Source organism: Streptomyces sp. NPDC028289, from assembly GCF_055565975.1.
In genome coordinates this window covers 152805-173690 of sequence record NZ_JBVHTI010000003.1, presented here as the reverse complement: position 1 = coordinate 173690, position 20886 = coordinate 152805, and the positions used below count along the sequence as shown (strand labels likewise).

The 20886-nt window shown below is 70.7% G+C and carries 20 protein-coding genes; 6 read left to right on the top strand and 14 right to left on the bottom strand.

The annotated features are described in order from the left end of the window. Position 1: 1 nt before the first annotated feature. Positions 2 to 361 (bottom strand): NADH-quinone oxidoreductase subunit A, encoded by a 360-nt coding sequence (locus ACZ4UV_RS14895; protein WP_007383963.1) that lies wholly within the window; start codon positions 359 to 361, stop codon positions 2 to 4. An 803-nt stretch (positions 362 to 1164) separates the two neighbouring features. On the opposite strand from ACZ4UV_RS14895, the gene ACZ4UV_RS14890 reads away from it, so the two are divergent. Further along, the gene (locus ACZ4UV_RS14890) at positions 1165 to 1971 is read left to right on the top strand and encodes a C40 family peptidase (RefSeq protein ID WP_390043260.1); all 807 of its coding nucleotides are present in this window, start codon (positions 1165 to 1167) and stop codon (positions 1969 to 1971) included. A 230-nt stretch (positions 1972 to 2201) separates the two neighbouring features. After that, positions 2202 to 2828, top strand: a complete 627-nt coding sequence (gene def / locus ACZ4UV_RS14885; RefSeq protein WP_451016098.1) for a peptide deformylase — start codon at positions 2202 to 2204, stop codon at positions 2826 to 2828. Positions 2829 to 2834: 6 nt separating this feature from the next. On the opposite strand, the gene ACZ4UV_RS14880 is transcribed toward def, so the two are convergent. Further along, positions 2835 to 4169, bottom strand: a complete 1335-nt coding sequence (locus ACZ4UV_RS14880; RefSeq protein WP_467838202.1) for a geranylgeranyl reductase family protein — start codon at positions 4167 to 4169, stop codon at positions 2835 to 2837. 48 nt (positions 4170 to 4217) lie between these two features. Between ACZ4UV_RS14880 and ACZ4UV_RS14875 the strand changes: the two genes are divergently transcribed. Both ACZ4UV_RS14875 and ACZ4UV_RS14870 read left to right on the top strand, forming a co-directional pair. Continuing rightward, positions 4218 to 4754 (top strand): GNAT family N-acetyltransferase, encoded by a 537-nt coding sequence (locus tag ACZ4UV_RS14875; protein ID WP_451016100.1) that lies wholly within the window; start codon positions 4218 to 4220, stop codon positions 4752 to 4754. A gap of 110 nt (positions 4755 to 4864) precedes the next feature. Continuing rightward, entirely contained in the window at positions 4865 to 5176 is a 312-nt protein-coding gene (locus ACZ4UV_RS14870) for a PASTA domain-containing protein (RefSeq protein ID WP_351487521.1), read from the top strand. A 15-nt stretch (positions 5177 to 5191) separates the two neighbouring features. Here the strand turns inward: ACZ4UV_RS14870 and ACZ4UV_RS14865 are convergent, their stop codons facing one another. From ACZ4UV_RS14865 to ACZ4UV_RS14850, 4 genes are read right to left on the bottom strand one after another with little or no spacing between them, the layout of a single operon-like run. Beyond that, positions 5192 to 5887, bottom strand: coding sequence for a demethylmenaquinone methyltransferase (locus ACZ4UV_RS14865; protein WP_351487518.1), 696 nt, complete (start codon positions 5885 to 5887; stop codon positions 5192 to 5194). A gap of 24 nt (positions 5888 to 5911) precedes the next feature. Then, positions 5912 to 7291 carry an acyltransferase family protein gene (locus ACZ4UV_RS14860; protein ID WP_467838197.1) on the bottom strand — a complete coding sequence of 460 codons (1380 nt, stop codon included), beginning with the start codon at positions 7289 to 7291 and terminating at the stop codon, positions 5912 to 5914. After that, a complete protein-coding gene (locus ACZ4UV_RS14855; protein WP_467838194.1) occupies positions 7291 to 9708 on the bottom strand; it encodes a bifunctional polysaccharide deacetylase/glycosyltransferase family 2 protein in 2418 nt (805 codons plus the stop codon). The genes ACZ4UV_RS14860 and ACZ4UV_RS14855 overlap by 1 nt, the downstream gene beginning before the upstream one ends. Before the next feature lie 22 nt (positions 9709 to 9730). Continuing rightward, positions 9731 to 10108, bottom strand: a complete 378-nt coding sequence (locus ACZ4UV_RS14850; protein ID WP_351487509.1) for a hypothetical protein — start codon at positions 10106 to 10108, stop codon at positions 9731 to 9733. Between the two features lie 305 nt (positions 10109 to 10413). Between ACZ4UV_RS14850 and ACZ4UV_RS14845 the strand changes: the two genes are divergently transcribed. Then, positions 10414 to 11460 carry a chitinase gene (locus ACZ4UV_RS14845; protein WP_467838190.1) on the top strand — a complete coding sequence of 349 codons (1047 nt, stop codon included), beginning with the start codon at positions 10414 to 10416 and terminating at the stop codon, positions 11458 to 11460. 92 nt (positions 11461 to 11552) lie between these two features. On the opposite strand, the gene ACZ4UV_RS14840 is transcribed toward ACZ4UV_RS14845, so the two are convergent. The 5 genes from ACZ4UV_RS14840 to ACZ4UV_RS14820 form a co-directional block, all read right to left on the bottom strand. After that, a complete protein-coding gene (locus ACZ4UV_RS14840; RefSeq protein WP_467838187.1) occupies positions 11553 to 12002 on the bottom strand; it encodes an imidazolonepropionase-like domain-containing protein in 450 nt (149 codons plus the stop codon). A 7-nt stretch (positions 12003 to 12009) separates the two neighbouring features. Continuing rightward, the gene (mqnC, locus tag ACZ4UV_RS14835) at positions 12010 to 13209 is read right to left on the bottom strand and encodes a cyclic dehypoxanthinyl futalosine synthase (protein WP_467838184.1); all 1200 of its coding nucleotides are present in this window, start codon (positions 13207 to 13209) and stop codon (positions 12010 to 12012) included. A gap of 84 nt (positions 13210 to 13293) precedes the next feature. Further along, complete coding sequence (locus tag ACZ4UV_RS14830) at positions 13294 to 14157, bottom strand: prepilin peptidase (RefSeq protein ID WP_467838181.1); 864 nt, start codon at positions 14155 to 14157, stop codon at positions 13294 to 13296. Next, positions 14154 to 17129 carry a BTAD domain-containing putative transcriptional regulator gene (locus tag ACZ4UV_RS14825; RefSeq protein WP_467838178.1) on the bottom strand — a complete coding sequence of 992 codons (2976 nt, stop codon included), beginning with the start codon at positions 17127 to 17129 and terminating at the stop codon, positions 14154 to 14156. The genes ACZ4UV_RS14830 and ACZ4UV_RS14825 overlap by 4 nt, the downstream gene beginning before the upstream one ends. 220 nt (positions 17130 to 17349) lie before the next feature. Beyond that, positions 17350 to 17700 carry an SsgA family sporulation/cell division regulator gene (locus tag ACZ4UV_RS14820; RefSeq protein WP_351487492.1) on the bottom strand — a complete coding sequence of 117 codons (351 nt, stop codon included), beginning with the start codon at positions 17698 to 17700 and terminating at the stop codon, positions 17350 to 17352. A gap of 196 nt (positions 17701 to 17896) precedes the next feature. Between ACZ4UV_RS14820 and ACZ4UV_RS14815 the strand changes: the two genes are divergently transcribed. After that, complete coding sequence (locus ACZ4UV_RS14815; protein WP_467838175.1) at positions 17897 to 19438, top strand: sigma-70 family RNA polymerase sigma factor; 1542 nt, start codon at positions 17897 to 17899, stop codon at positions 19436 to 19438. Positions 19439 to 19552: 114 nt separating this feature from the next. Here ACZ4UV_RS14815 and ACZ4UV_RS14810 read toward each other — a convergent pair whose 3' ends face one another. Genes ACZ4UV_RS14810 through ACZ4UV_RS14800 form a run of 3 tightly spaced genes read right to left on the bottom strand, consistent with a single transcriptional unit; the run spans position 19553 to position 20880 of the window. Beyond that, a complete protein-coding gene (locus tag ACZ4UV_RS14810; RefSeq protein WP_351487486.1) occupies positions 19553 to 20014 on the bottom strand; it encodes a TadE/TadG family type IV pilus assembly protein in 462 nt (153 codons plus the stop codon). Beyond that, positions 20011 to 20430, bottom strand: coding sequence for a TadE/TadG family type IV pilus assembly protein (locus ACZ4UV_RS14805; RefSeq protein ID WP_467838172.1), 420 nt, complete (start codon positions 20428 to 20430; stop codon positions 20011 to 20013). The genes ACZ4UV_RS14810 and ACZ4UV_RS14805 overlap by 4 nt, the downstream gene beginning before the upstream one ends. Then, positions 20431 to 20880, bottom strand: coding sequence for a TadE family protein (locus ACZ4UV_RS14800; RefSeq protein WP_467838169.1), 450 nt, complete (start codon positions 20878 to 20880; stop codon positions 20431 to 20433). Positions 20881 to 20886: the final 6 nt, after the last annotated feature.

The following is a 20886-nucleotide window of genomic DNA, read 5'->3' as shown; positions in this document are numbered from 1 at the left end:
CTCAGTCCCATTCCAGGCCGCCGCGCCGCCACACGTACGCGTAGGCGACGAAGACGGTGAGCACGAAGAGCAGCATCTCCACGAGCCCGAAAACACCCAGGGCGTCGAAGGTGACGGCCCAGGGGTAGAGGAAGACGATCTCGATGTCGAAGACGATGAAGAGCATCGCCGTCAGGTAGTACTTGATCGGGAAACGCCCGCCGCCGGCCGGCGTGGGGGTCGGCTCGATTCCGCACTCGTAGGCTTCGAGCTTGGCGCGGTTGTACCGCTTCGGACCGATCAGCGTGGCCATGACCACGGAGAAGATCGCAAAGCCTGCCCCGAGGGCTCCCAGTACGAGGATGGGCGCATAGGCGTTCACCGCTCCTCGCTCCTCTCAGTCGGCACTGACTGGTGGCGGTTCGGATCGGGCTCCCCACCTGCCTCGTCCGTCACGCGAACCCCGCGCGTCCCGGGCGAAGATCGCGAACATGTGAAGCAGGTCACAAGCCCAACTGCCTCGCATCTTATGCCCGCCGCTCTGTGATCTGCGACACGGGGTATTACACAAGCTTTGTGATCTCCACCACCTGACGATCGATCATGAAGTCGGATGAGCGGTGATCTTCACACCCGAAGCGTTCAGCTGATCACCAGACGTGACATTTTCGACCGTTGATGCTGGCGGGAGGGGGTCTCGGGCGAGCGTCTCAATATCAAGAGAGTTCCCCTGCATGCAAATTCGCGATGGACGGAGCGTCTTGATAGAGGGCCGCATTCACACATCAGAGGGAGGCGCGGGGTGCGGTGTGGACGCGTGCGCGCGTTCACGAACCCGGGGCGGACCGCGACCCGGATCCGGCCCCGGCCCGACGCCGCTCCGGTCCCGGCTCGATCCCGCGCGAGACGCACCCCTCCAGGTAACCGTTCCGTGACCTCCGCCACATCCATGAGAGGCGCCTGAGAACGGGGCTTGGCCAACCATCCAAACCGATGGTAAGCGGGGGGCAATCCGGACGTACCAGCGAAAGAGCGTGATCACGGGCTTGATCACAGGCGTCCGCAATGTCCGTTACGGCGTCAATAAAGAAAGTCACCCGAGGGATTCACGGTCTCGATTGAGCAACTGTGGCGCAGCACACGTTTCTTGTAGATATGAAGGAGCCCCTGATACCGGTTGTTCCCATGTCCCACACCGCTCACATACGCAGCCACCGGAAGCCCCGCCGCAGCGCGACGACAAGCATCGCCGTGCGCGCCGGAGTTGCCAGTGGCGTCCTCGGCATGGCAGCGGCGGGCGCGGCCTCGGCGAGTGCCGCCGAACCCGTGACGCAGACGCTCGAACTGCCCACCCTGACGGCCGATCTGGCCACCCAGGTGGCCCAGTCCGCCGACGCCACGCAGCAGGCCGCGGCGAACTACACCCTCCAGGCCGAGCGCGACGCGGCCGCCGCAAATGCCGCGAAGCAGGCCAAGGCTGACCTCGCCGAGGCGAAGCAGAAGGCCGAGGCCAAGAAGAAGAAGGCCGAGGAGGCCCGTAAGGCCGCCGCGGAACGCGCCGCCTCGCGCAGTGCCGAGCGGACCACCCTCAGCGCCTCCACGAGCTCCAGCACCTCCACGAGCGCGTCCACGGCGACCGGTTCGGCCGCCGCGGTGGTCGCCTTCGTGAAGGCGCAGATCGGCGACGCCTACGTCTCCGGCGGCACGGGCCCCAACTCGTGGGACTGCTCGGGTCTCGTCCAGGCCGCCTTCAAGTCGGTCGGCGTCAGCCTGCCGCGCGTCTCCCAGGACCAGTCGACGCAGGGCACCCAGGTCTCGCTGAGCAACCTCCAGCCCGGCGACATCCTCTACTGGGGCAGCGCCGGCAGCGCCTACCACGTGGCGGTGTACGTGGGCGACGGCATGTTCGTGGGCGCGCAGAACCCCTCCAGCGGCGTCGGTGAGCACCCGCTGTCGTACGACCCGCCGACCGGCGCGGTGCGGGTGCTCTGACAACCCGGGCAACCAGGACAACTCAGGCATCACGCAAGCACGGTAGGGCCGCAGCCGCTCGGGGGCAGCGGCCCTTCCGGCGTGCTCGCCCTTCTCCCGGTTTTCCACAGGCCGCAGGCCACCACGAGGGTTTTCCACAGGTCCGCCCGTGATCCGGTGGCTCCTGGGATGCTCGGTGCAGGCCGCTCGCACGGAGCGGCGGCCCCGAGATCCGAGAAGGAGACACCGCGATGCCACGCGTCTTCGTCCAGGGAAACCCCATGGACTACTACCCCCGGCACGCTCCCGAGGCCCGGCGCGGTTCGGTGCGCCGGATCACCGAGACCGGCGAGGACGTCCTGCACAAGCCGTGCCGGGACGTCACCGAGTTCGGTCCCGACCTCGCCGCACTCATCGACGACATGTTCCTCACCATGTACATCGCCGAGGGAGCCGGCCTCGCGGCGAACCAAGTCGGGGTCGACCTGCGGCTGTTCGTGTACGACTGCCCCGACGACGGCGGTGTCCGACATGTCGGGCACATCGTCAACCCCGTCCTGGAGGCACCCGACCCGGCCGGGCGGCGGCTGCTCGACGACAGCGAGGGGTGCCTGTCGGTACCGGGCGCAGTGATGGACGTACCACGACCGGAACGGGCGGTCGTGCACGGACTGGACAAGGACGGCAATCCGCTCACCATCGAGGGAACCGGGTACTTCGCCCGCTGCCTGGCGCACGAGACCGACCATGTGAACGGGCGCGTGTATCTCGACCGGCTCTCCAAGCGGGAGCGGAAGGAAGCGCTGCGGCAGGTGGCGGACCGGCGGGAGGACGTGTACGCCCGCCGGGCCGCCAACATCGAGGCGATCGGCTCCTAGGAGCGGTCAGGCCTTCGGGGCCACCTTGCTCAGGCCGTTGATGATGCGGTCCATCGCGTCGCCACCGGTCGGGTCGGTGAGGTTCGCCAGGAGCTTCAGGGTGAACTTCATCAGCAGCGGATGGGTCAGGCCGCGCTGGGCGGCGATCTGCATGACCTTCGGGTTGCCGATGAGCTTCACGAAGGCGCGGCCCAGCGTGTAGTAGCCGCCGTAGGTGTCCTTGAGGACGCGCGGGTAGCGCTGCAGGGCCAGCTCGCGCCCGCCGGGCGTGGCCCGCGCGTGGGCCTGGACGATGACGTCGGCGGCGATCTGGCCGGACTCCATCGCGTAGGCGATGCCCTCGCCGTTGAAGGGATTCACCAGACCGCCGGCGTCGCCGACGAGGAGCAGGCCGCGGGTGTAGTGGGGCTGGCGGTTGAAGGCCATGGGGAGAGCGGCGCCGCGAATCGGGCCGGTCATGTTCTCGGGGGTGTAACCCCAGTCCTCGGGCATGGAGGCGCACCAGGCCTTGAGGACCTCGCGCCAGTCCAGTTCCTTGAAGGAGTCGGAGGTGTTCAGGACGCCGAGACCCACGTTGGAGGTGCCGTCGCCCATGCCGAAGATCCAGCCGTAGCCGGGAAGGAGACGGTCCTGGGGGCCGCGGCGGTCCCAGAGTTCCAGCCAGGACTCCAGGTAGTCGTCCTCGTGACGGGGGGAGGTGAAGTAGGTCCGGACGGCCACGCCCATCGGGCGGTCCTCGCGGCGGTGCAGGCCCATCGCGAGGGAGAGCCGGGTGGAGTTGCCGTCGGCGGCCACGACGAGCGGGGCGTGGAAGGTGACTTCGCGCTTCTCCTCGCCGAGCTTGGCGTGCACGCCGGTGATCCGGCCGGTGCGGTCGTCGACGATCGGGGTGCCGACGTTGCACCGCTCGTACAACCGCGCCCCCGCCTTCTGCGCCTGGCGGGCGAGCTGTTCGTCGAAGTCGTCGCGCTTGCGGACCAGGCCGTAGTCGGGGAAGGAGGCGAGATCCGGCCAGTCCAGCTGGAGGCGGGTGCCGCCGCCGATGATGCGCAGACCCTTGTTGCGCAGCCAGCCGGCCTCCTCGGAGATGTCGATACCCATGGCGACCAGCTGTTTCACCGCGCGCGGGGTGAGTCCGTCTCCGCACACCTTCTCGCGCGGGAACTCGGTCTTCTCCAGCAGGAGGACGTCGAGGCCGGACTTGGCGAGGTGGTAGGCCGTCGTGGAGCCGGCTGGCCCCGCGCCGACGACGATGACATCGGCGGTGTTTTCGGAGAGGGGCTCGGTCACGGCGGGGTCTCCCCAAGGCTCGAAATCTGCGTGCCGACCGGCACTGGACATGGGCAGTCTATTCAGCAGTACTGATCACCCTGCTGAAGGGCTGCCCCTGTGAACCGAGCTCTCCCCGCGGTACGGCTGCGTGTACCCACGCACGAGGACGCGTTCGCCTGGCACCGGGTCTTCGACGACCCGGAGGTCATGGAGTTCCACGGCGGCCGGTCCGCCGAGCTGTCCGTCTACGAGGAGCTCACCGCCCGCCAGCGCCGGCACGACGCCGAGCTCGGCTTCTGCCTGTGGACGATGACCGACGAGGCCGGGCAGGTCATCGGCTTCACCGGCGCCCAGCCGTGGCCGCAGGAGTGGGGCCCCAGGGGGGAGATCGAGATCGGCTGGCGGCTCGGACGAGACCACTGGGGCAAGGGGTATGCGACCGAGGCGGCGCGCGTGACGCTGGAGCGGCTGCGGGCGGCCGGCGTACCGAAGGTGGTGGCGATGGTGCGGCCGGGCAACGAGCGCTCCCTCGCGGTGACCCGGCGCCTCGGGATGGAACTGGCGGAGACGTTCCCGCACCCGCGCTTCGCGGAGGAGGCGCTCTGCTTCCGGCTCGACCTGCGGGACAACACCGCCCACGATTACACAGAGTAACGATCTGTTACAGAAAGACACTTGGAGCTTCCGGCCGCCACATGCCGGGGGTTACCCTTCCAGTACCGCTGGGGGTGACATCTGTGCATATAACACCCAAAACACCCGAAGTGCGCGTGCCGCGGCTGGTCGGACTGATGGCCGTGGACGCGCGCGAGACCGCCCGGTCGCGGGGCCTGTTCCTCAACGCGCCGGACCGGCCGGAATTCCATCTCACGGTCGTCGACTACGTCGTGCGCCAGTTCCCGCAGCCCGGTGCCGAGGTGCCGCGGGACTCGATGGTGTACGTGTGGTTCGACTTCGGTGAGGGCGAGGGCGGTGGGGGCGTGCGCGAGCCCCGCATCCCACGGCCGCCCAGGGGCGGGCTGCAACGGGAGCTGGACCAGCCCGGGGACACCACCTTCGAGGTGAGCAGCCTGTGAGTCCCCGGTCGGGGCTCAGGCCTCCTTGAAGCCCCGGTGCAGGGCGACGATCCCGCCGGTGAGGTTGCGCCAGGCCACCTTCGACCAGCCCGCCTCCCGCAGCCGTCCGGCCAGGGCGGGCTGGTCGGGCCAGGCGCGGATGGACTCGGCGAGGTAGACGTAGGCGTCCGGGTTGGAGGAGACCGCGCGGGCGACCGGCGGCAGGGCACGCATCAGGTACTCGGTGTAGACGGTCCGGAACGGCGCCCAGGTCGGGTGCGAGAACTCGCAGATCACGACCCGCCCGCCGGGCCGTGTCACCCGGTACATCTCGCGCAGGGCCGCGTCGGTGTCCTGGACGTTGCGCAGCCCGAAGGAGATCGTCACGGCGTCGAAGGTGTCGTCCCCGAACGGCAGGCGGGTGGCGTCCCCGGCGGTGAAGGGCATCCAGGCGTTGCGCCGCTTGCCGACCTGGAGCATCCCGAGGGAGAAGTCGCAGGGCACGACATAGGCGCCGGCCCGGACGAACGGCTGGGAGGAGGTGCCCGTGCCGGCCGCCAGGTCCAGGATCTTCTGCGCGGGGCGCGCGTCGACCGCCTTGGCGACCTCCTTCCGCCACTGCCGGTCCTGGCCCAGCGACAGCACGTCGTTGGTCAGGTCGTACCGTTCCGCCACGTCGTCGAACATCGAGGCGACTTCGTGCGGCTGCTTGTTCAGGGAAGCGCGGGTCACGCTCGCCATTCTTGCAGCACGTCCTCAGGGGAGGAGCTTCGGCTTCTTCTTCGCGGCCACGTCCTCCACCCAGCCGCACGCCACGATGAACACCGCGATCAGGAGCCAGCCGACGCCGAACATGAACCACTGGCTGTCCAGCGGGAGCCACTTCTCGAACGCCGGTACGTTCCACATCTGGTCGATCAGCGGGACCGCGAGGACCAGGGCGATCTCGTGCCAGAGGTAGATCGTCACCGCACGGGCGTTGAAGATCGTGACCGTCCGGTCGAGCTTCCTGAACCGCGTCAGCCAGGCAAAGTCGATCTTGAAGTACGCCTTCGCCCACATCAGCAGCATCACGAACCCCGCCGACCAGAAGGCCTGCGCGAGGGGGTTCTCGTCCAGGTCGTAGGTGCCGAAGTCGGCCTGGTGCGAGAAGGCGTACCAGCCGCCGTAGCCGACGGCGGCGAGCGAGCCCACGATCACCAGGGCCGGCTTCATCCGCTGGAGCACGCCGTCGCGGTGCGCGAAGCCGAGGATCCAGCAGAAGAGGTACGTCGACAGGTCCCACAGGGCGCTGCCGAAGCGGTTGTCCGGGCCCGACCAGACGAAGTTCAGGACCAGGATCGGGGCCAGCGAGCCCAGGAGTACCGGGATCGGGGCCTTGCGGAAGATCCACAGCAGGGCCGGGGAGAGCAGGACGAACCAGAGGTAGGTGCGCAGGTACCAGAGGATCTCCCAGGCCTGCTCGCCCCACGCGTTGCCCGGCGGGTCGCCGAGCGGCACGATCCAGTAGACGATCTGCCAGCCCGGCATCCAGTCGTGGATCAGCATCGCCAGGACGACGAAGAAGCCCCAGAACCAGAAGGGCGGGAGGAGGCGGCGGAGGCGGCTCTTGACGACCTTCGGCGCCGGGCGCTCCAGGGACTTCGCCATGAGGGTGCCGGCGAGGCCGAACATGATGCCCATGGAGGGGAACACCATGCCGCACCAGGCCCAGCCGAAGGTGTGGTAGGTGACGACGCGGATGAGGGCGACGGCCCTGAGGGTGTCGAAGTACCGGTCCCTTGAGGGCTTGGGGGTGGACTCCTTGGCGTCTGCTTGTTCGGTGCCCGGCGCTGTGGGCACAGCGGTAGCGGTAGCGGTGGCAGCGGTCGGCTGCGGCTCCGGTTCGAAGGCCGGTACCGGTTCCGGTTCCACCAGGGGCAGTGGGGCCGTCTGGTGGGGTGCCGGGGTGTAGGTGTAGTCGGGGTACGGCTGCTGGGCGTACTGCTGCTGGCCGTTGTAGGGGCCGTAGTCGTAGCCGTTGTAGCCCTGCGGGTACGGGTTCTGCTGGTAAGGGTTCTGCTGGTACGGGTTCTGCTGGTACGGGTTCTGCTGGTACGGGTTCTGCTGGTAAGGGTTCTGCTGGTCCCAGGTCATCAGCCGCTCACCCCCGCCGGGGTGCCGACCTCGCCCGTGCGCTTGAGTTTCTGCCAGCGCAGGCGGCCGCCGGTGAGGGCGGTGATGCAGGAGTGGATGAGGACGAGGTACATCATCTGGCGGTAGGCCAGCTGCTGCAGCGGCATCATCGCGAGGTAGCGGTACCTCTCCTTGTCCAGGCGGAACGCGTAGGCGGCGCAAGCCAGTTGGATGCCGAGAACGGCGAGCCAGGCCAGCAGGGCCGCCTCGAAGTCGATGAAGATCATGGAGTAGACTGTGAAGACGTCGATGAGCGGGGCGAAGACCGGTGTGACGATCTGGAAGAGGACGACCAGGGGCATGCCGACGCGGCCGAAGCGGCCCGAAGGGCCCTTGTCCGTGAGGGACTTGCGGTGCTTCCAGAGGGCCTGCATGGTGCCGTAGGACCAGCGGTAGCGCTGGGACCACAGCTGCTTCAGCGAACCGGGCGCCTCCGTCCAGGCCTTGGCGTGCTCCTGGTAGACGACCCGCCAGCCCGCGCGGTGCATGGCGATGGTGATGTCGGTGTCCTCGGCAAGGGTGTCCTCGCTCATGCCGCCCACCTCCAGGACCGCCTCGCGGCGGAAGGCGCCGATCGCGCCGGGGATGGTGGGCATGCAGCGCAGCAGGTCGTACATGCGCCGGTCGAGGTTGAAGCCCATCACGTACTCGATGTGCTGCCAGGCACCGATGATCGTGTTGCGGTTGCCGACCTTCGCGTTGCCGGCGACCGCGCCGACCTCGGGATCGGCGAACGGCTGCACGAGGTGCCGTACCGTCTCCGGCTCGAAGACCGTGTCGCCGTCCATCATCACGACGATGTCGTAACTGGCGTTGCGCACACCGTTGTTGAGAGCGGCCGGTTTGCCCGCGTTCTCCTGGCGGATGACCCGGACGTTGTACATGCCGAGCTTGTCGGCGGCGGCGCGGGCGATCTCCGAGGTGCCGTCCGTGGAACCGTCGTCGACGACGATGACCTCGATCGGATGGGTGCTCTGCGCCAGCGACTCCAGGGTGTTGGCGATGCACTCCTTCTCGTTGTACGCCGGGACGATCACGCTCACCGGCCGGGTGACCGTCGCACCCCAGCTGAACCGGCGCTTGTTGCGCTGTCTGTAGTGGCGGCGGGCGATGAGCAGCATCATCCCGAAGCGGCCCATCACCGCGACGCCGACGACGAACAGCAGGCCGGAGAGGACGGGCAGGGCCCACTCGGCTATCGCGACCGCCACGATGAGGGCCTTGCCCTCGTAGAGGGTCATGCCGGTGGCCGTGCGGTGGGCGGCCTGGAGACGCGAGACGGTGGTGGTGGTGCCGGTGCCGGTCCCGCCCTCGGGGGCGGTGCCGCCCTCGCCGTTCGGGCCGGTGCCGCCGGGCTGGGAGCCGGTGCCCGAGCCGGTACCGGTACCCGTGCCCGTGCTGCCCGTGCCGGTTCCGGTCACCCCGGCCTCGGTGAGGCCCGTGGTGGTCTGGCCGTTCGACGTGGTGCTCGCGGCGGCGGTCTGCCGGCTCGCGGCGTTCCGCTTCTCGATGACACCGCTGACGGTGGTGAAGGTGTAGCCCTTCGCCTTCATCTTCTTGATGTACTGCGGCAGCGCCTTGATCGTCTGCGAGCGCTCGCCGCCCGCGTCGTGGAAGAGGACCGCGGCGCCCTTGGTGCCGCTCGGCGTGGCCCACTTGACGATCTTGGAGACGCCCGGCTTCTTCCAGTCGTCGCTGTCGGTGTCGACGAAGACGCTGGTGTAGCCCTCCTTGCCGAGCTTCTGGTAGACGGGCCAGCTGTAGTTGTCGATGGCGTCCGTCTCCGAGGAGTACGGCGCACGGAAGAGGGTCGTCGTGATCCCGGCCGCACCCGCCAGCGCGAGCTGTGTCTGCTGCATCTCGCGGTTGACCCGGGCGTCGCTCTGGTACGACAGGTCGACGTGCGTGAACGTGTGGATGCCGACCTCGTTGCCCTGCTGGACCATCGTCTTCACGATGCCCGGGTAGCGCGACACCATCGAGCCGACCAGGAAGAACGTGGCGGGCACGTCGTACTGTTCGAGGATCTTGAGGACCTGCGGGGTGTACGTCGGGTTCGGGCCGTCGTCGAAGGTGAGGGCGATGGTCTTGGAGGGGACCGAGACAGTGGTCGCCTGGCCGCCCCGGAAGGTGAGGATCGGGCCGCCGTCGAGGACCTTGTCCGGCACCTTGCTGGAGCTGGCGCCGGTGCGCACCCGCTGGTCGCCGCCGACCTCTGCGCGCAGATAGCCGTCGAGCAGCATCACGCAGGTCAGCGCCAGCAGGAGCAGCAGGGCGAGGATGACACGTGGTTTCTGCAGCGCCGCGGCCCTGCCCGCCGCCCGCTCGATGCGGGTGGGGGCGCGCCTGCGGCCGCGTGCGGAGGTCGGAGTAGTCATGGGGAGAGGCCTGCGTTCCCGGTCAGTCCGCGGTGGCGGATGCGGAGGCGGACGGGGTGGCGGTGGCCGAGGGCGGTGCCGACGGACGGCCGCTGGGGAGCCCGGCCTGACGGCCGACGCCGCCCTGCGGGCGCTCGCCGCCCGGGGCGTTGCCGGCGCGCGCGAAGTCGGGGATCAGCGAGTCCGGGGTGAGCGAGGTTCCCCAGCCCATGAAGGCGGCGCCGAGCACTCCCGTGTAGGCGAGGCAGACGACGCCGAGGAGGAGGCCGACGCGCCGCAGCACCTTGGAGCGGCGCCCGGAGGAGTCGACGAAGACGGGCCCCTCGGCAGACCCGTTGCCTTGTTTGCGGCGGCGACCGCGCACCGCGGCGCGGCTTTCGATGGCAGGCTCGGATTGCATTCCACGGATATTAGGGAGCCTTTATGTGACCGCCTTCGGAGTTCTTGTGAGGTCCCCATGAGAAACCCCTTAACCTGTCTTTTCGCTGAGAGATTCTGTGAACACCTGCGGTGCGTGACCGGGAGGGGAATCCACCTTAACGCCCCTTTCATTCCGAACCTTTTGCCCTTTTAGCGCTCTTCATTCCATGAGGTTTCTATGTATTGATCGAACCGTTGAACACCATGACCGTGTGAGACGTTTTCCTTTGGAATCAGGCTTTGTTTCGAGCCTGAGACACAAATCACGAGAGCGGGTGCATCTTAATGCGGAGTTTCCTCAGGCCGGCTACTGGGCTTACCTGCCTGTTTGCCATGGCAGTCACGGGGTGCTCCTCGGGCTCCGACGGCACGTCGGACGCGGCGCCCGCCCCGTCACAGAAGGCGTCCGCCTCCGCGAGCGCGGCCGACGGGTCGGACGGCTCGGACGGGTCCGGCACGTCCTACGCGCCGTACGTCAGCGCGACGGAGGCCGCCGACACGGACGACGCGGGATCGCCCTCGACCTACAACCTGGCCTTCGTGATCGCCGGCGGCAGCAGCTGCACGCCCGCGTGGAACGGGACGGACGCCATAGGCAGTTCGACCGTGAAGTCACGGATCTCCGAGCTGAAGGAGGACGACGCGTCGGTCCGGGTGTCCTTCGGCGGGGCCTCCGGGAAGGAGCTGGCGACGACATGCTCCAGCGCGGCGAAACTCGCCGCCGCGTACGGCGCCGCGCTGGACGCCGCGGGCTCCACACAGGCCGACTTCGACATCGAGGGCGACACGCTGGCGGACTCCGCCTCGGTCGCGCGGCGGTCGGAGGCGATCGCGCTGCTCCAGAAGGAACGGCCGGACCTGGAGGTGTCCTTCACGCTGCCCGTGATGCCGTCCGGGCTGGACTCCGACAGCCTCGCGCTGCTGGCGTCCGCGAACAAGTACGACGTGCAGGTCGCGACGGTCGACATCATGACCATGAACTACGGCGAGTCGTACGACGGGGACATGGGCGACTACGCGGTCACCTCGGCGAAGGCCACGCACACGCAGCTCAAGAAGGTGTTCGGGCTGTCGGACGCGGGGGCGTGGGGCGGGATGGCGCTGACCTCGATGATCGGGGTCAACGACGTGGACGGGGAGACGTTCTCGCTGTCCGACGCGAAGGACGTGCGGGCGTTCGCGGAGGAGGAGGGGATCGCGTGGGTGTCGATGTGGTCGACGTTCCGGGACCAGCAGTGTGCGAGCGGGAGTTCGGGGGACGACGATGCGGCCACGAACTGCAGTGGGGTGAGTCAGAGCTCGGGGGCGTTTGGGGAGGCGTTCGCCGGTTGAGTGTCGTCTGGCGGCAGGTGGGGGTCGATCGCGAAGTTCCTCCCCCAGCCTTCGGCCGGGGGTGCCCCCAGCACCCCTAAAAGCAGGTCGGACTAGCGCCGCCTGTGGACAAGGCGCCCCGCACACACCGTCGCGATGCACTCCCCCGCCTCGTCGAACACCGCCAGGTCGGCCCTGGCGGTCCGCACGAGCGCCGGCTCCGAGGGCGCGCCCGGGAGGACCACCACGTCGTTGCGCTCAGCCGCCGCCCGGAGTTCGGGCGAGTCCGCGTACCGCTCCAGGACCGCCGCCGCCCCCTGCTTCAGCACGGCGTGCACGCGCTCCCGTGGGCTGGGGGCGGCCGGGAGGGGGCCGTCGTGGTGGCGGGCGGGGCCGAGGGCGCCCGGCCAGGTGCGGACCCGTGCTCGCGGGAAGCGTGCGCGCAGGTCGTCGTACGCTCCGACCGCGGCGATCCGGTCGGTCACGACCACCACCGCGCCGTTCTCGACCGGCTCGGCGTCCCAGCTGACGAAGACCCGGTCCGCCGTGTGAATCGTCTCCACCGCTACGTCAGTTGGAGGCGAGGAGCTTCAACTCGGGGTGGGCGGTGCCGCCCTCGATCGCCGTCGAGGAGATGTGGGACATCACCCGCTCGTCGACCGGGTCGTTGGCCGGGTCGTCGTGGACCACGAGGTGCTCGTACGTCGTGGCGCGCTGCGCCGGGACGCGGCCCGCCTTGCGGATCAGGTCGATGATCTCCAGGCGGTTGGAGCGGTGCTTGGCGCCCGCGGAGGATACGACGTTCTCCTCCAGCATGATCGAGCCGAGGTCGTCCGCGCCGTAGTGGAGCGAGAGCTGGCCGACCTCCTTGCCGGTCGTCAGCCAGGAGCCCTGGATGTGGGCGACGTTGTCCATGAAGAGGCGCGCGATCGCGATCATCCGCAGGTACTCGAAGAGTGTGGCCTGCGTGCGGCCCTTCAGGTGGTTGTTCTCGGGCTGGTAGGTGTACGGGATGAAGGCGCGGAAGCCGCCCGTGCGGTCCTGGACGTCGCGGATCATGCGCAGGTGCTCGATGCGCTCGGCGTTGGTCTCGCCGGTGCCCATGAGCATGGTCGACGTGGACTCGACGCCCAGCTTGTGGGCCGTCTCCATGATCTCCAGCCAGCGTTCGCCGCTCTCCTTGAGGGGCGCGATGGCCTTGCGGGGGCGCTCGGGGAGGAGCTCCGCGCCGGCGCCCGCGAAGGAGTCCAGACCGGCCTCGTGGATGCGGGTGATGGCCTCCTCGACGGAGACGCCGGAGATCCGGGCCATGTGCTCGACCTCGGAGGCGCCCAGGGAGTGGATCACCAGCTGCGGGAACGCGTCCTTGATGGCCTTGAAGTGCTTCTCGTAGTACTCGACGCCGTAGTCCGGGTGGTGGCCGCCCTGGAACATGATCTGGGTGCCGCCCAGCTCGACCGTCTCCGCGCAGCGGCGCAGGATGTCGTCGAGGTCGCGGGTCCAGCCCTTGGTGGTGTCCTTGGGGGCCGCGTAGAAGGCACAGAACTTGCACGCCGTGACGCACACGTTCGTGTAGTTGATGTTCCGCTCGATGATGTACGTCGCGATGTGCTCGGTGCCCGCGTACCGGCGGCGGCGTACGGCGTCGGCGGCGGCGCCCAGCGCGTGCAGCGGGGCGTCGCGGTAGAGGTCGAGCGCCTCTTCCGGAGTGATCCGCCCACCGGCAGCGGCACGGTCGAGGACGGACTGAAGGTCGGCCTTCTCGGTCACCGGGCGCGTCCCTTTCGTAATGGCTTGTGGACGGACCGAACCAGCCTACGCCAGCCCCGTGCCCGCCTTTCGAACGGCCCGACCTCAGGCCGTGTACGCCCCCACCAGCAGCCCCGCGAACGCGCCCGCGATCAGGAACGGCCCGAACGCGATCGCCGTCTTGCGCCCCGCCCGGCGTACGACGACGAGCGCACCGCCGTACAGGGCGCCCAGCAGGAAACCGGCGAAGGTGCCGAGCAGCACGGTGGGCCAGCCGTACCAGCCGAGGACGGCGCCCGTGCCGAGGGCCAGCTTGACGTCGCCGAAGCCCATGCCGCCCGGGTTGACGAGGAAGAGGACGAAGTAGGCGCCGCCGAGGGCGAGGGCCGCGTAGAGGGAGGTGAACCAGTCGCCGGCGTGCTCGGGGAGCAGGGCGACCGCCCCAAGGAGGGCGAGGGCGGCGGCCGCGAGGGGGAGTGTGAGGGGGTCGGGGAGCCGTTGGACGCGGAAGTCGACCACCGCGAGAAGTACGCCGACGGGGGCCAGGAGCAGCCAGACGGCGAGTTCGGGGCGGGTGCCGGTGGCGAGGGCGAGGGCTGTGCAGACCGTCGCGGTGGCGAGGGCCAGGGGGGCGGGTGCGGGTGGGTGGGTGGGTGCGGTCTTGGTGTTCCCACCCGCACCACCCGTGCGGGTTTCGTGGTCGGGTGCGGGTGGCCCCTGTGGGCCGTTCTCCCCGTCGGCGACCGCGGGTTCGTCGTCGGGGACGTGTGGGGCCGCGGTCGTCGCGCAGTCGCCGCAGGGCACGCGGCCCAGCCAGCCTTTGACGGGGTGGCCGGCGAGGCACTGGGCGCGCCACTCCTCCCCCGCCGGGACCGAGAAACGGTACGCCGCGCGGGGCAGCAGGGCGCCGGCCGTCGCGCCCCAGAGGGCGGCGGCGGCCGGGAGGGCGAGGTCCAGGGCGGTCGTCATCCGGTCGCGGCGGCGCCGTCGCGCCAGGTCGGGAGGAGTTCGTCGAGGAGGGCCTCGGTGCGCGGGGGCAGACCGCGCGCGCCGCTGCGGGCGATCAGGTCGGCGGCGAGGGCGCGCAGCCGGTCCGGGTCGCCGGTGGCGTGCGTGGCACGCAGCAGCTCGTTCCAGAGGCGCTCGTCCGCCGGGGCGGTCCTGAGCGCCGCGCCGAGCGCCTCGATCGCCTTCTCCGCGCGGTCCTTCTCCAGGTGGAACGCGGACAGCGCAAGACCGATGTCCGCGACGAGGAGCGGCAGCTGGGCGTCGATGATCTCGTGGGTGAGCCAGCGGTAGCGGCCCTCAGCACGGTCGGCGAGGAGCGGGCCGCGCACCAGGACGAGCGCGTCGGTGAGCAGCCGGCCGCGGACCGCGCGGCTCTCGACGCCCTTGCCCTGGGTGGCCTCGTGGTAGAGGGAGCGCAGCACGTCCAGGTCGGAGACGACCGACTTGGCGAGCGTGAGGCGGCCGGCCGCGTCCGCGCGCAGCCGGGGGCTGCCGTCGGGGTCGGTGCCGAGCCAGCCGCGCAGCCGCTCCAGCAGGGCGTCGCGGACGTCCTCCGTCACACCCCGCGGCCACAGCGCGGACGACAGCACGCGCGGGTGCACGCCCTCACGGTGCAGGAGGAGCAGCGCGAGCGCCTCGTGGAGGAGGGGGCTGCGCTCGCCGTCGGGGGTCTCCAGGCCGATGATCTCGTACGGCCCGACGAGCCGCGCGTACACCGCGGGACGGCCCTGTTCGCTGATGTCGACGAGGAACGGCGGGGTGGTGGTGGGCCCGTCGGGGTCGCGCTCGGGGTCGGCCTCCACGAAGAGTTCGACGACCGCGCGCTGCTGGACCGCGGGCAGCAGCTGGGCCTCGAGTTCGAGGCCGAGGAGCGGGGCGAGGAGCCTGCCGTCCGGGGTGATCTCCATCGCCCAGGCGGCGCCGGGCAGGTCGTCGCTCTCGCTGCCGACCAGGTAGCCGATGCCGAGCCGGGCGGCGTCGGCGGCGAGTTCGGCGAGACGCACGGCGTCCTCGGCGGTCGGCTGGGTGGCGAGCAGTACGAGGTTCGGTGCCCAGCGGGTGTGCTGGGCAGGCCCGGTCCGGCCGGTGAGGACCGAGTGGTGGTCGGCGGCGCCCAGCGCGCCCCGCCGCTGCCGGGTCTCCGCCTCCATCGTCTCGAACAGCGCCTCCACGTCGTCGAGATGGCGCAGCCGGTTGGGGGCGAGCGCGGTGAGGTCCGCGCCGAAGCCGACGAGGGTGATGGTCATCCGGTCCGACCAGCCGTTGGTGGCGAGTTCGGCGGCGACGGAGGCGAACACGGCGGCCCGGTCGGCCTCGCGGCCGCTCAGCGAGACGATGCCGGGCACGGCCTCCAGGTTGAGCAGCAGCCGCGACTCGTCCATGGTGCCGAGGCTGACCAGACCGGGGTACGGCGCCGCCGCGTCGGTGTCCTCGTAGCGCTCGGCGTCCGCGCGGGACAGCGTCCAGAACGTCTGGTCCTGGCCGAGCTGCCAGGGCGCCGGGGGCTTGCCGGCCGGCTGGGCGAGCTGCAGGTGCAGGTCGCCGTGGCTGAGCCAGGCCGCGTAGACGACGGGCAGGGAACGGGACTCGGCGGTGAGGGCGGCGGCGAGGGCGCGGAGCGACCGGTCGAGCAGGCGTACGCCCTCCGGGTCGGCGCCGACCAGCAGCGCGTCCTGCACGTCCTGGGCGTCGCCGGCCGGGATCGGCGGCTCCATGCCGCGGCGGCCGCCGACGGCACCCAGCGCCGACTGCCACAGGGCCTGCCGGCGCCGGCGGCCGAGGGCGGCGAGCAGGCCGGCGGCGAGGAGGGGGGCGCCGAGGAGGGCTTCGGGCAGACCGAAGGAGTGGCCGGACGAGTGGCTGCCGGACTCCTGTGCGGCGGGCGTCGCGGTGTCGCCGGCCTGGCGCTGGGCGGGCACGGTGATCTGGGCGGTGGCGCCGTCCTCGCCCGCGTGCTGCCCGCCGCCCTGCTCCTGGTGCTGCTGCTGGTGCTGGGCGTGGTCACCGGTCTGCGCGTAGTCCCCGATCTGCTGCCGGACCTCCGGCGAGACGTGCGCGTCGGGGTTCGCGACGAGTTCGCCGCCGTGCGCGTCGCCGGGCATCTCCATGATCCAGCCGGGACGGATGAGGCTGGCCTCGGAGAGCCGGGAGCCGTCGGGCTGGACGCGGTCCTTGTTGAGCTCGTAGATCTCCTTGTACCGGCGGCCGTCGCCGAGGTGACGCTGCGCTATCTCCCACAGGGAGTCGTGGTGGCGGCCCTCGGGCGGCTGGATCCGGTAGTACTTCGTCGCCCCGTGCGTGGCGGTGGAGCCGCCCTGTTCGGCCTGGGCCGCGGCATGGCCGGCCTGCTCGGCGAGGGCGGCGGCGGTGCTCTTCGCCTGCTCCTGCTGCTGGGCGAGGATGCCGGGGGTCGCCTGCGCGGTGGCCACCGTGCCCTTCTGGTTGCCCTCCAGGCTGTGGCCGAGCTGGGAGAGGCCCGGGGTGAAGCTGGCGGCGGTGGCGCCGACCAGCAGCAGCGCGGCCACGAGCTGACGGGCGAGCAGCTGGCTGGGGCCGGCGCCGGGGACCCGGCCGGGCAGGCCGACACCGGAGACGGCCGCCTTGACCTCCACCAGCACGCAGGCCGTGAACTGGGCCCAGGCCAGCCAGACGACGACCGTCAGCGCGTTCAGGAACGTCTGTACGTCGATCGGCTGCGACAGCCAGTCCATGCTGGGCGCGCTGCGCGGCAGGGGCCAGCCGACCGTCACGGCGAGGGCGCCGGGGACGCCGACGACGAGGACGAGCAGCACCACGAAGGCGAGGAACGCCTTGACGACGTCCCCGAACGTACGCCGACGCAGCCGCACCGGCTGCGGGGTCCGGTTCCGCGGACCCGACGGACCGGTGCCCGTCGGCCTTCCCGTCGAGCTTGATGTGCTGCGTCGCGCCATGGCGGGTGTCCCGGGGTCGTGTGCGGAAGGAGTGGGCCGGGGGCACATCGAGCCTGCCGAGGTCCCCTTGACGATCCTATTGACTGGCACCGACAGCGTCGAAGGGGTAGAACGACCAACCACCGCCCGACTTCTCCGCTTTCGGCAACCCGTTCCCCATTGGCCGGAGTTACCGCCACCCGCCCCGCGCACACCCCCTCCACACATCCCGCACAGTCCGTCAGCCGCCGACCCGCAGCGAGGACAGCAGGAAGCGGGTGAGGGCGGAGGTCGGGAAGCTGATCGCCGCCACGCCCTCCTCCGCGCGGAGTTCGACGACCGTGCGGGAGTCGCCGTACGGGCGCACGTGCACGTTGCCGAGCACGGCCGGACCCGCCAGGCCCTCCTCCAACAGGGCCCGCGCGAAGGTCCAGGTGACCTCCTCGCCGTCCAGGGAGATCCACGGCGGGAACACGAAGTGCACGGCCTGCGGGTCGGCCGAGGTGTAGCGGAGCGTCGCGGGGACCGCCACCTCCTGCTCGTCGGCGGTGAGCAGGCGGGCGCCGGTGGGCTGCTCGAGCGTGATGGGCACGGATCGTCTCCGGGGGTGCGTGGTGGGCCGTCGTACAAGTGAGAGCTCCCGGCCCCGGATTGATTACGCCGGAAACGCAAGGAAGTTGAGTGACATGCGTCACTTCTTGATGCTCTGGAAACTTTGCTTGAAAGTTTCGTCATCTACGCTGACAAACCTTCTCCCGCCCCTGAGCCGGCACCTGGAGCGTTCCGCCATGCACGACGGTTCCTCTGCAGTCATCAGCACCACCGCCTACGCCCGGATCTACGAGGAACAGCAGCCGCGGCTCGTCGCGTACGCCCGCTCCCTCACCCGCAACGCCTGGGTCGCCGAAGACCTCGTCGCCGAGGCGCACTTCCGGGTCTGGCGGCGGCTGGCCGAGGGCCACGAGATCGACAACGTGTCGGCGTACCTGACGACGACCGTCCGGCACCTCGCGTACGCCGCGAACAGTGCCGCGCGCGAGACGCCCCGCGACCCGCACGGGGACGAGCAGGCCGAGTCCGGCCGGCACGGCGAGGACCCCGCAGAGCACGTCTCCTCCGTCGACCTGCTCGTCCGCGTCCTGGCCCAGTTGCCCGAACGCTGGGTCAAGGCCCTGTGGCTGGCCGAGGCGGAGGGCCAGCCGCTGGCCCAGATCGGTCCGCAGCTGGGCACGAAGGAGGGAGCCACCGCCGTCCTGCTGCACCGCGCCCGGGAGGGGATGCGGCAGGCCTTCCTGCGCACCCAGACCGGGGCCCCGGACGACCCCGCCTGCCAGGTCCACTGGAGCCGGATGCCCGCGTACGTGCGCGGTGCCGCGACGGAGCGTCAGTCCGACCGGCTGCTCGGCCACGTGGACGCCTGCGAGGACTGCCGGACCCGGCTCGCCGCCCTGATGAGCGCCAACGACCGGCTCCCCGCCCTGGTCGGCCCGGCCCTGCTGGTGTTCGCGGTGGGCGGCACGGCCGGCAGGTTCCTGCTGGCCCTGACCGCGGCCGGGGCCTCGGCGGGCGGCCACGCCGCGGGCGGGGGCGGCAGCGGGGTGCTGCACGGCGTGCGGCAGGCCACCGGTGTCGCCGGCACGAAGGCGCCGGTGGTGGTCGCGGCGGCGGGCGCGATGGCGGCCGGTGCGGCCGCGCTGGTGCTGATACTCGGCCCCGGCCAGTCCGCCTCCGTCCCCGCCCGGACACCGGTCGCCGACGCGCCGGTGACGCAGGTACCCGTGGCCGGACAGCCGGTGGCCCCGACGGACGCGCCCGCGACGCGGCAGGCGGTGACACCGGTTCAGGGCGGCGGGGAGGCGGTACGGCCGCAGGCCGCGGACGACGACGGTGCGGGCGGAGGCGGTTCCGCGGCGGCCGTGTCCTCTCCCGAGCCCGCGGCGCAGTCGCCCTCGGGCAGCAGCGACGGCGGCTCGACGACGGAACCCCCAGGGGGCGACGGGACCGGGGACGGCGACCGGGGCAGCACTCCGCCCGCGCCGACGGAGCCGACGCCGCCCTCCGGGCCCACGGCCCCCACTCCCCCGGCGGAGCCGACACCGCCCGCCGATCCCGCTCCCCCGGCGGAGCCCACGCCCCCGGCGGACCCGGCTCCCGTGGACCCCCCGCCCGTCACGGACCCCGACCCGGCACCGGCCGACCCGGACCCGGTCACTCCGCCCGACGACAACTGCCCGCCCCCGCACGGTCACGGCAACGGCAACGGCAACGACCGCACCCACGGCCACGGCAGCCGCACCACCTCTGACCCAAGGCCTGAGCCAGCGCCCTGAAGGGGCGCGGGCTGCATTGCATGTGCGGTTACCGCCGCGTGGGCGCGACCAGCCACAACGACGCCGCGGACGAACGACGGCACATCGCAGCCCTTCCAGCGGAGCGCCCAGCGCCTAACCGACCTCGTTCTCCGCCGTGGCCTCGCCGTGCACCACGATCGCGCCGCCGTAGAACATCCCCGTGAAGACCGGTTCGTACGTCAACTGGACCTCGACCTGGACCTGTTGGGTGTCGGCGGCGGTGCAGTGGGTGCCCGCGACGTCGGCGGCGGACATGTCCATCTCGCGGGCGAAGGTCTTCACCCGGGCGTCGCAGTCCTGGAAGTTGATCGGTGCTTCGCCCTGGTTCTCGTACAGCTTGTCCAGGTCGATGTCCTGGGCCGCGTAACGGGCCGCCTGTTCCGCGATGTCGGCGGCCCGTTCGCGCTTGGAGATGGACAGGCCGCCGTCGATGACGAACGCGGACAGGGCGAGGAAGACCAGGGCGAAGATGATGACCGCGCCGGCGCCCGAGCCCCGGTCGTCGAGACGGAGCCGGCGGGCGGTCCACCAACTGCGCAGCACCGCAAGGCTCATGCCGCCCTCCGGAAGGGGTCGAGGGGCGAGGAGAACGTCGAGGACAGGGTCGTCGGGATGTCCAGGCCCAGCATGGCCAGGCCCCGCACCCTGCAGCTCACCTCGACCGTGAAGATGCCGCCGGACTCGAACCCCGCGCTGGTCTGGACGACGGAGACCGGCCCCGAGCAGACGTCGGACAGGTCGGCCTCGGCGGCCTTCTGGGCCTCCGACATGGCCGTGGCGTGGTCCTTCTGGATGGACCCGGCGCGGGCCGCGTCCCGCGCGGCCCCGTCGATGGCCCCGCGCCCGTCGACGAGCTGGCCGAAGGCGACCAGGACCAGGATGAACAGGATCATGACCGGGGCCAGGATGACGACCTCGACGGTCGACAGCCCCCGGTCGCCGGCCGGCGCTCTCTTCTCCACGGCGGACATCTAGTTCCTGTCCTCCACGAAGCGCTCCACCGGTCCCGCGGACCGTGCGTGCACCTTCAGGTCCAGGCCCGGGAACACCGTCGGGATGCGGGCCGTGATCTCGACGCCGACCGTGGTCTGCTCCGGCTGGAGCATCTTCACGTCGGGCGACAGGACCAGCTGCGGGCCGAGTTGCCTGATGTAGGAGTCGACCACGTCCTGGGCCTCACCGCGCCAGGCGCCGGGCTCCGCGTCGGCGGTGGCGCGGGCCTTGCGGGCGCCGGCCTGGGCCGCCGCCTGGGCCACGTGGTCGGCGAAGAAGTACAGCGCGAACTGCACCGTCGCGAAGATCATGAAGAAGAGAACGGGGGTGAGAAACACGAACTCGATCGCCGTCATGCCCGAGTCACCGCGCGCGGCGGCGGCCCGGCGGCGCAGCCATCCGTTCACGTCCACACAGACCCCCGTCATCCCCGT

Coding starts and splice junctions, on each gene's coding strand:
- ACZ4UV_RS14805 (WP_467838172.1), bottom strand. CDS start 20,430: ATGTCCGCCGTGGAGAAGAGAGCGCCGGCCGGCGACCGGGGGCTGTCG.
- ACZ4UV_RS14810 (WP_351487486.1), bottom strand. CDS start 20,014: ATGAGCCTTGCGGTGCTGCGCAGTTGGTGGACCGCCCGCCGGCTCCGT.
- def (WP_451016098.1), top strand. CDS start 2,202: ATGCCACGCGTCTTCGTCCAGGGAAACCCCATGGACTACTACCCCCGG.
- ACZ4UV_RS14825 (WP_467838178.1), bottom strand. CDS start 17,129: ATGGCGCGACGCAGCACATCAAGCTCGACGGGAAGGCCGACGGGCACC.
- ACZ4UV_RS14800 (WP_467838169.1), bottom strand. CDS start 20,880: ATGACGGGGGTCTGTGTGGACGTGAACGGATGGCTGCGCCGCCGGGCC.
- ACZ4UV_RS14850 (WP_351487509.1), bottom strand. CDS start 10,108: ATGCAATCCGAGCCTGCCATCGAAAGCCGCGCCGCGGTGCGCGGTCGC.
- ACZ4UV_RS14815 (WP_467838175.1), top strand. CDS start 17,897: ATGCACGACGGTTCCTCTGCAGTCATCAGCACCACCGCCTACGCCCGG.
- ACZ4UV_RS14855 (WP_467838194.1), bottom strand. CDS start 9,708: ATGACTACTCCGACCTCCGCACGCGGCCGCAGGCGCGCCCCCACCCGC.
- ACZ4UV_RS14845 (WP_467838190.1), top strand. CDS start 10,414: ATGCGGAGTTTCCTCAGGCCGGCTACTGGGCTTACCTGCCTGTTTGCC.
- ACZ4UV_RS14860 (WP_467838197.1), bottom strand. CDS start 7,291: ATGACCTGGGACCAGCAGAACCCTTACCAGCAGAACCCGTACCAGCAG.
- ACZ4UV_RS14890 (WP_390043260.1), top strand. CDS start 1,165: ATGTCCCACACCGCTCACATACGCAGCCACCGGAAGCCCCGCCGCAGC.
- ACZ4UV_RS14880 (WP_467838202.1), bottom strand. CDS start 4,169: ATGTCCAGTGCCGGTCGGCACGCAGATTTCGAGCCTTGGGGAGACCCC.
- ACZ4UV_RS14830 (WP_467838181.1), bottom strand. CDS start 14,157: ATGACGACCGCCCTGGACCTCGCCCTCCCGGCCGCCGCCGCCCTCTGG.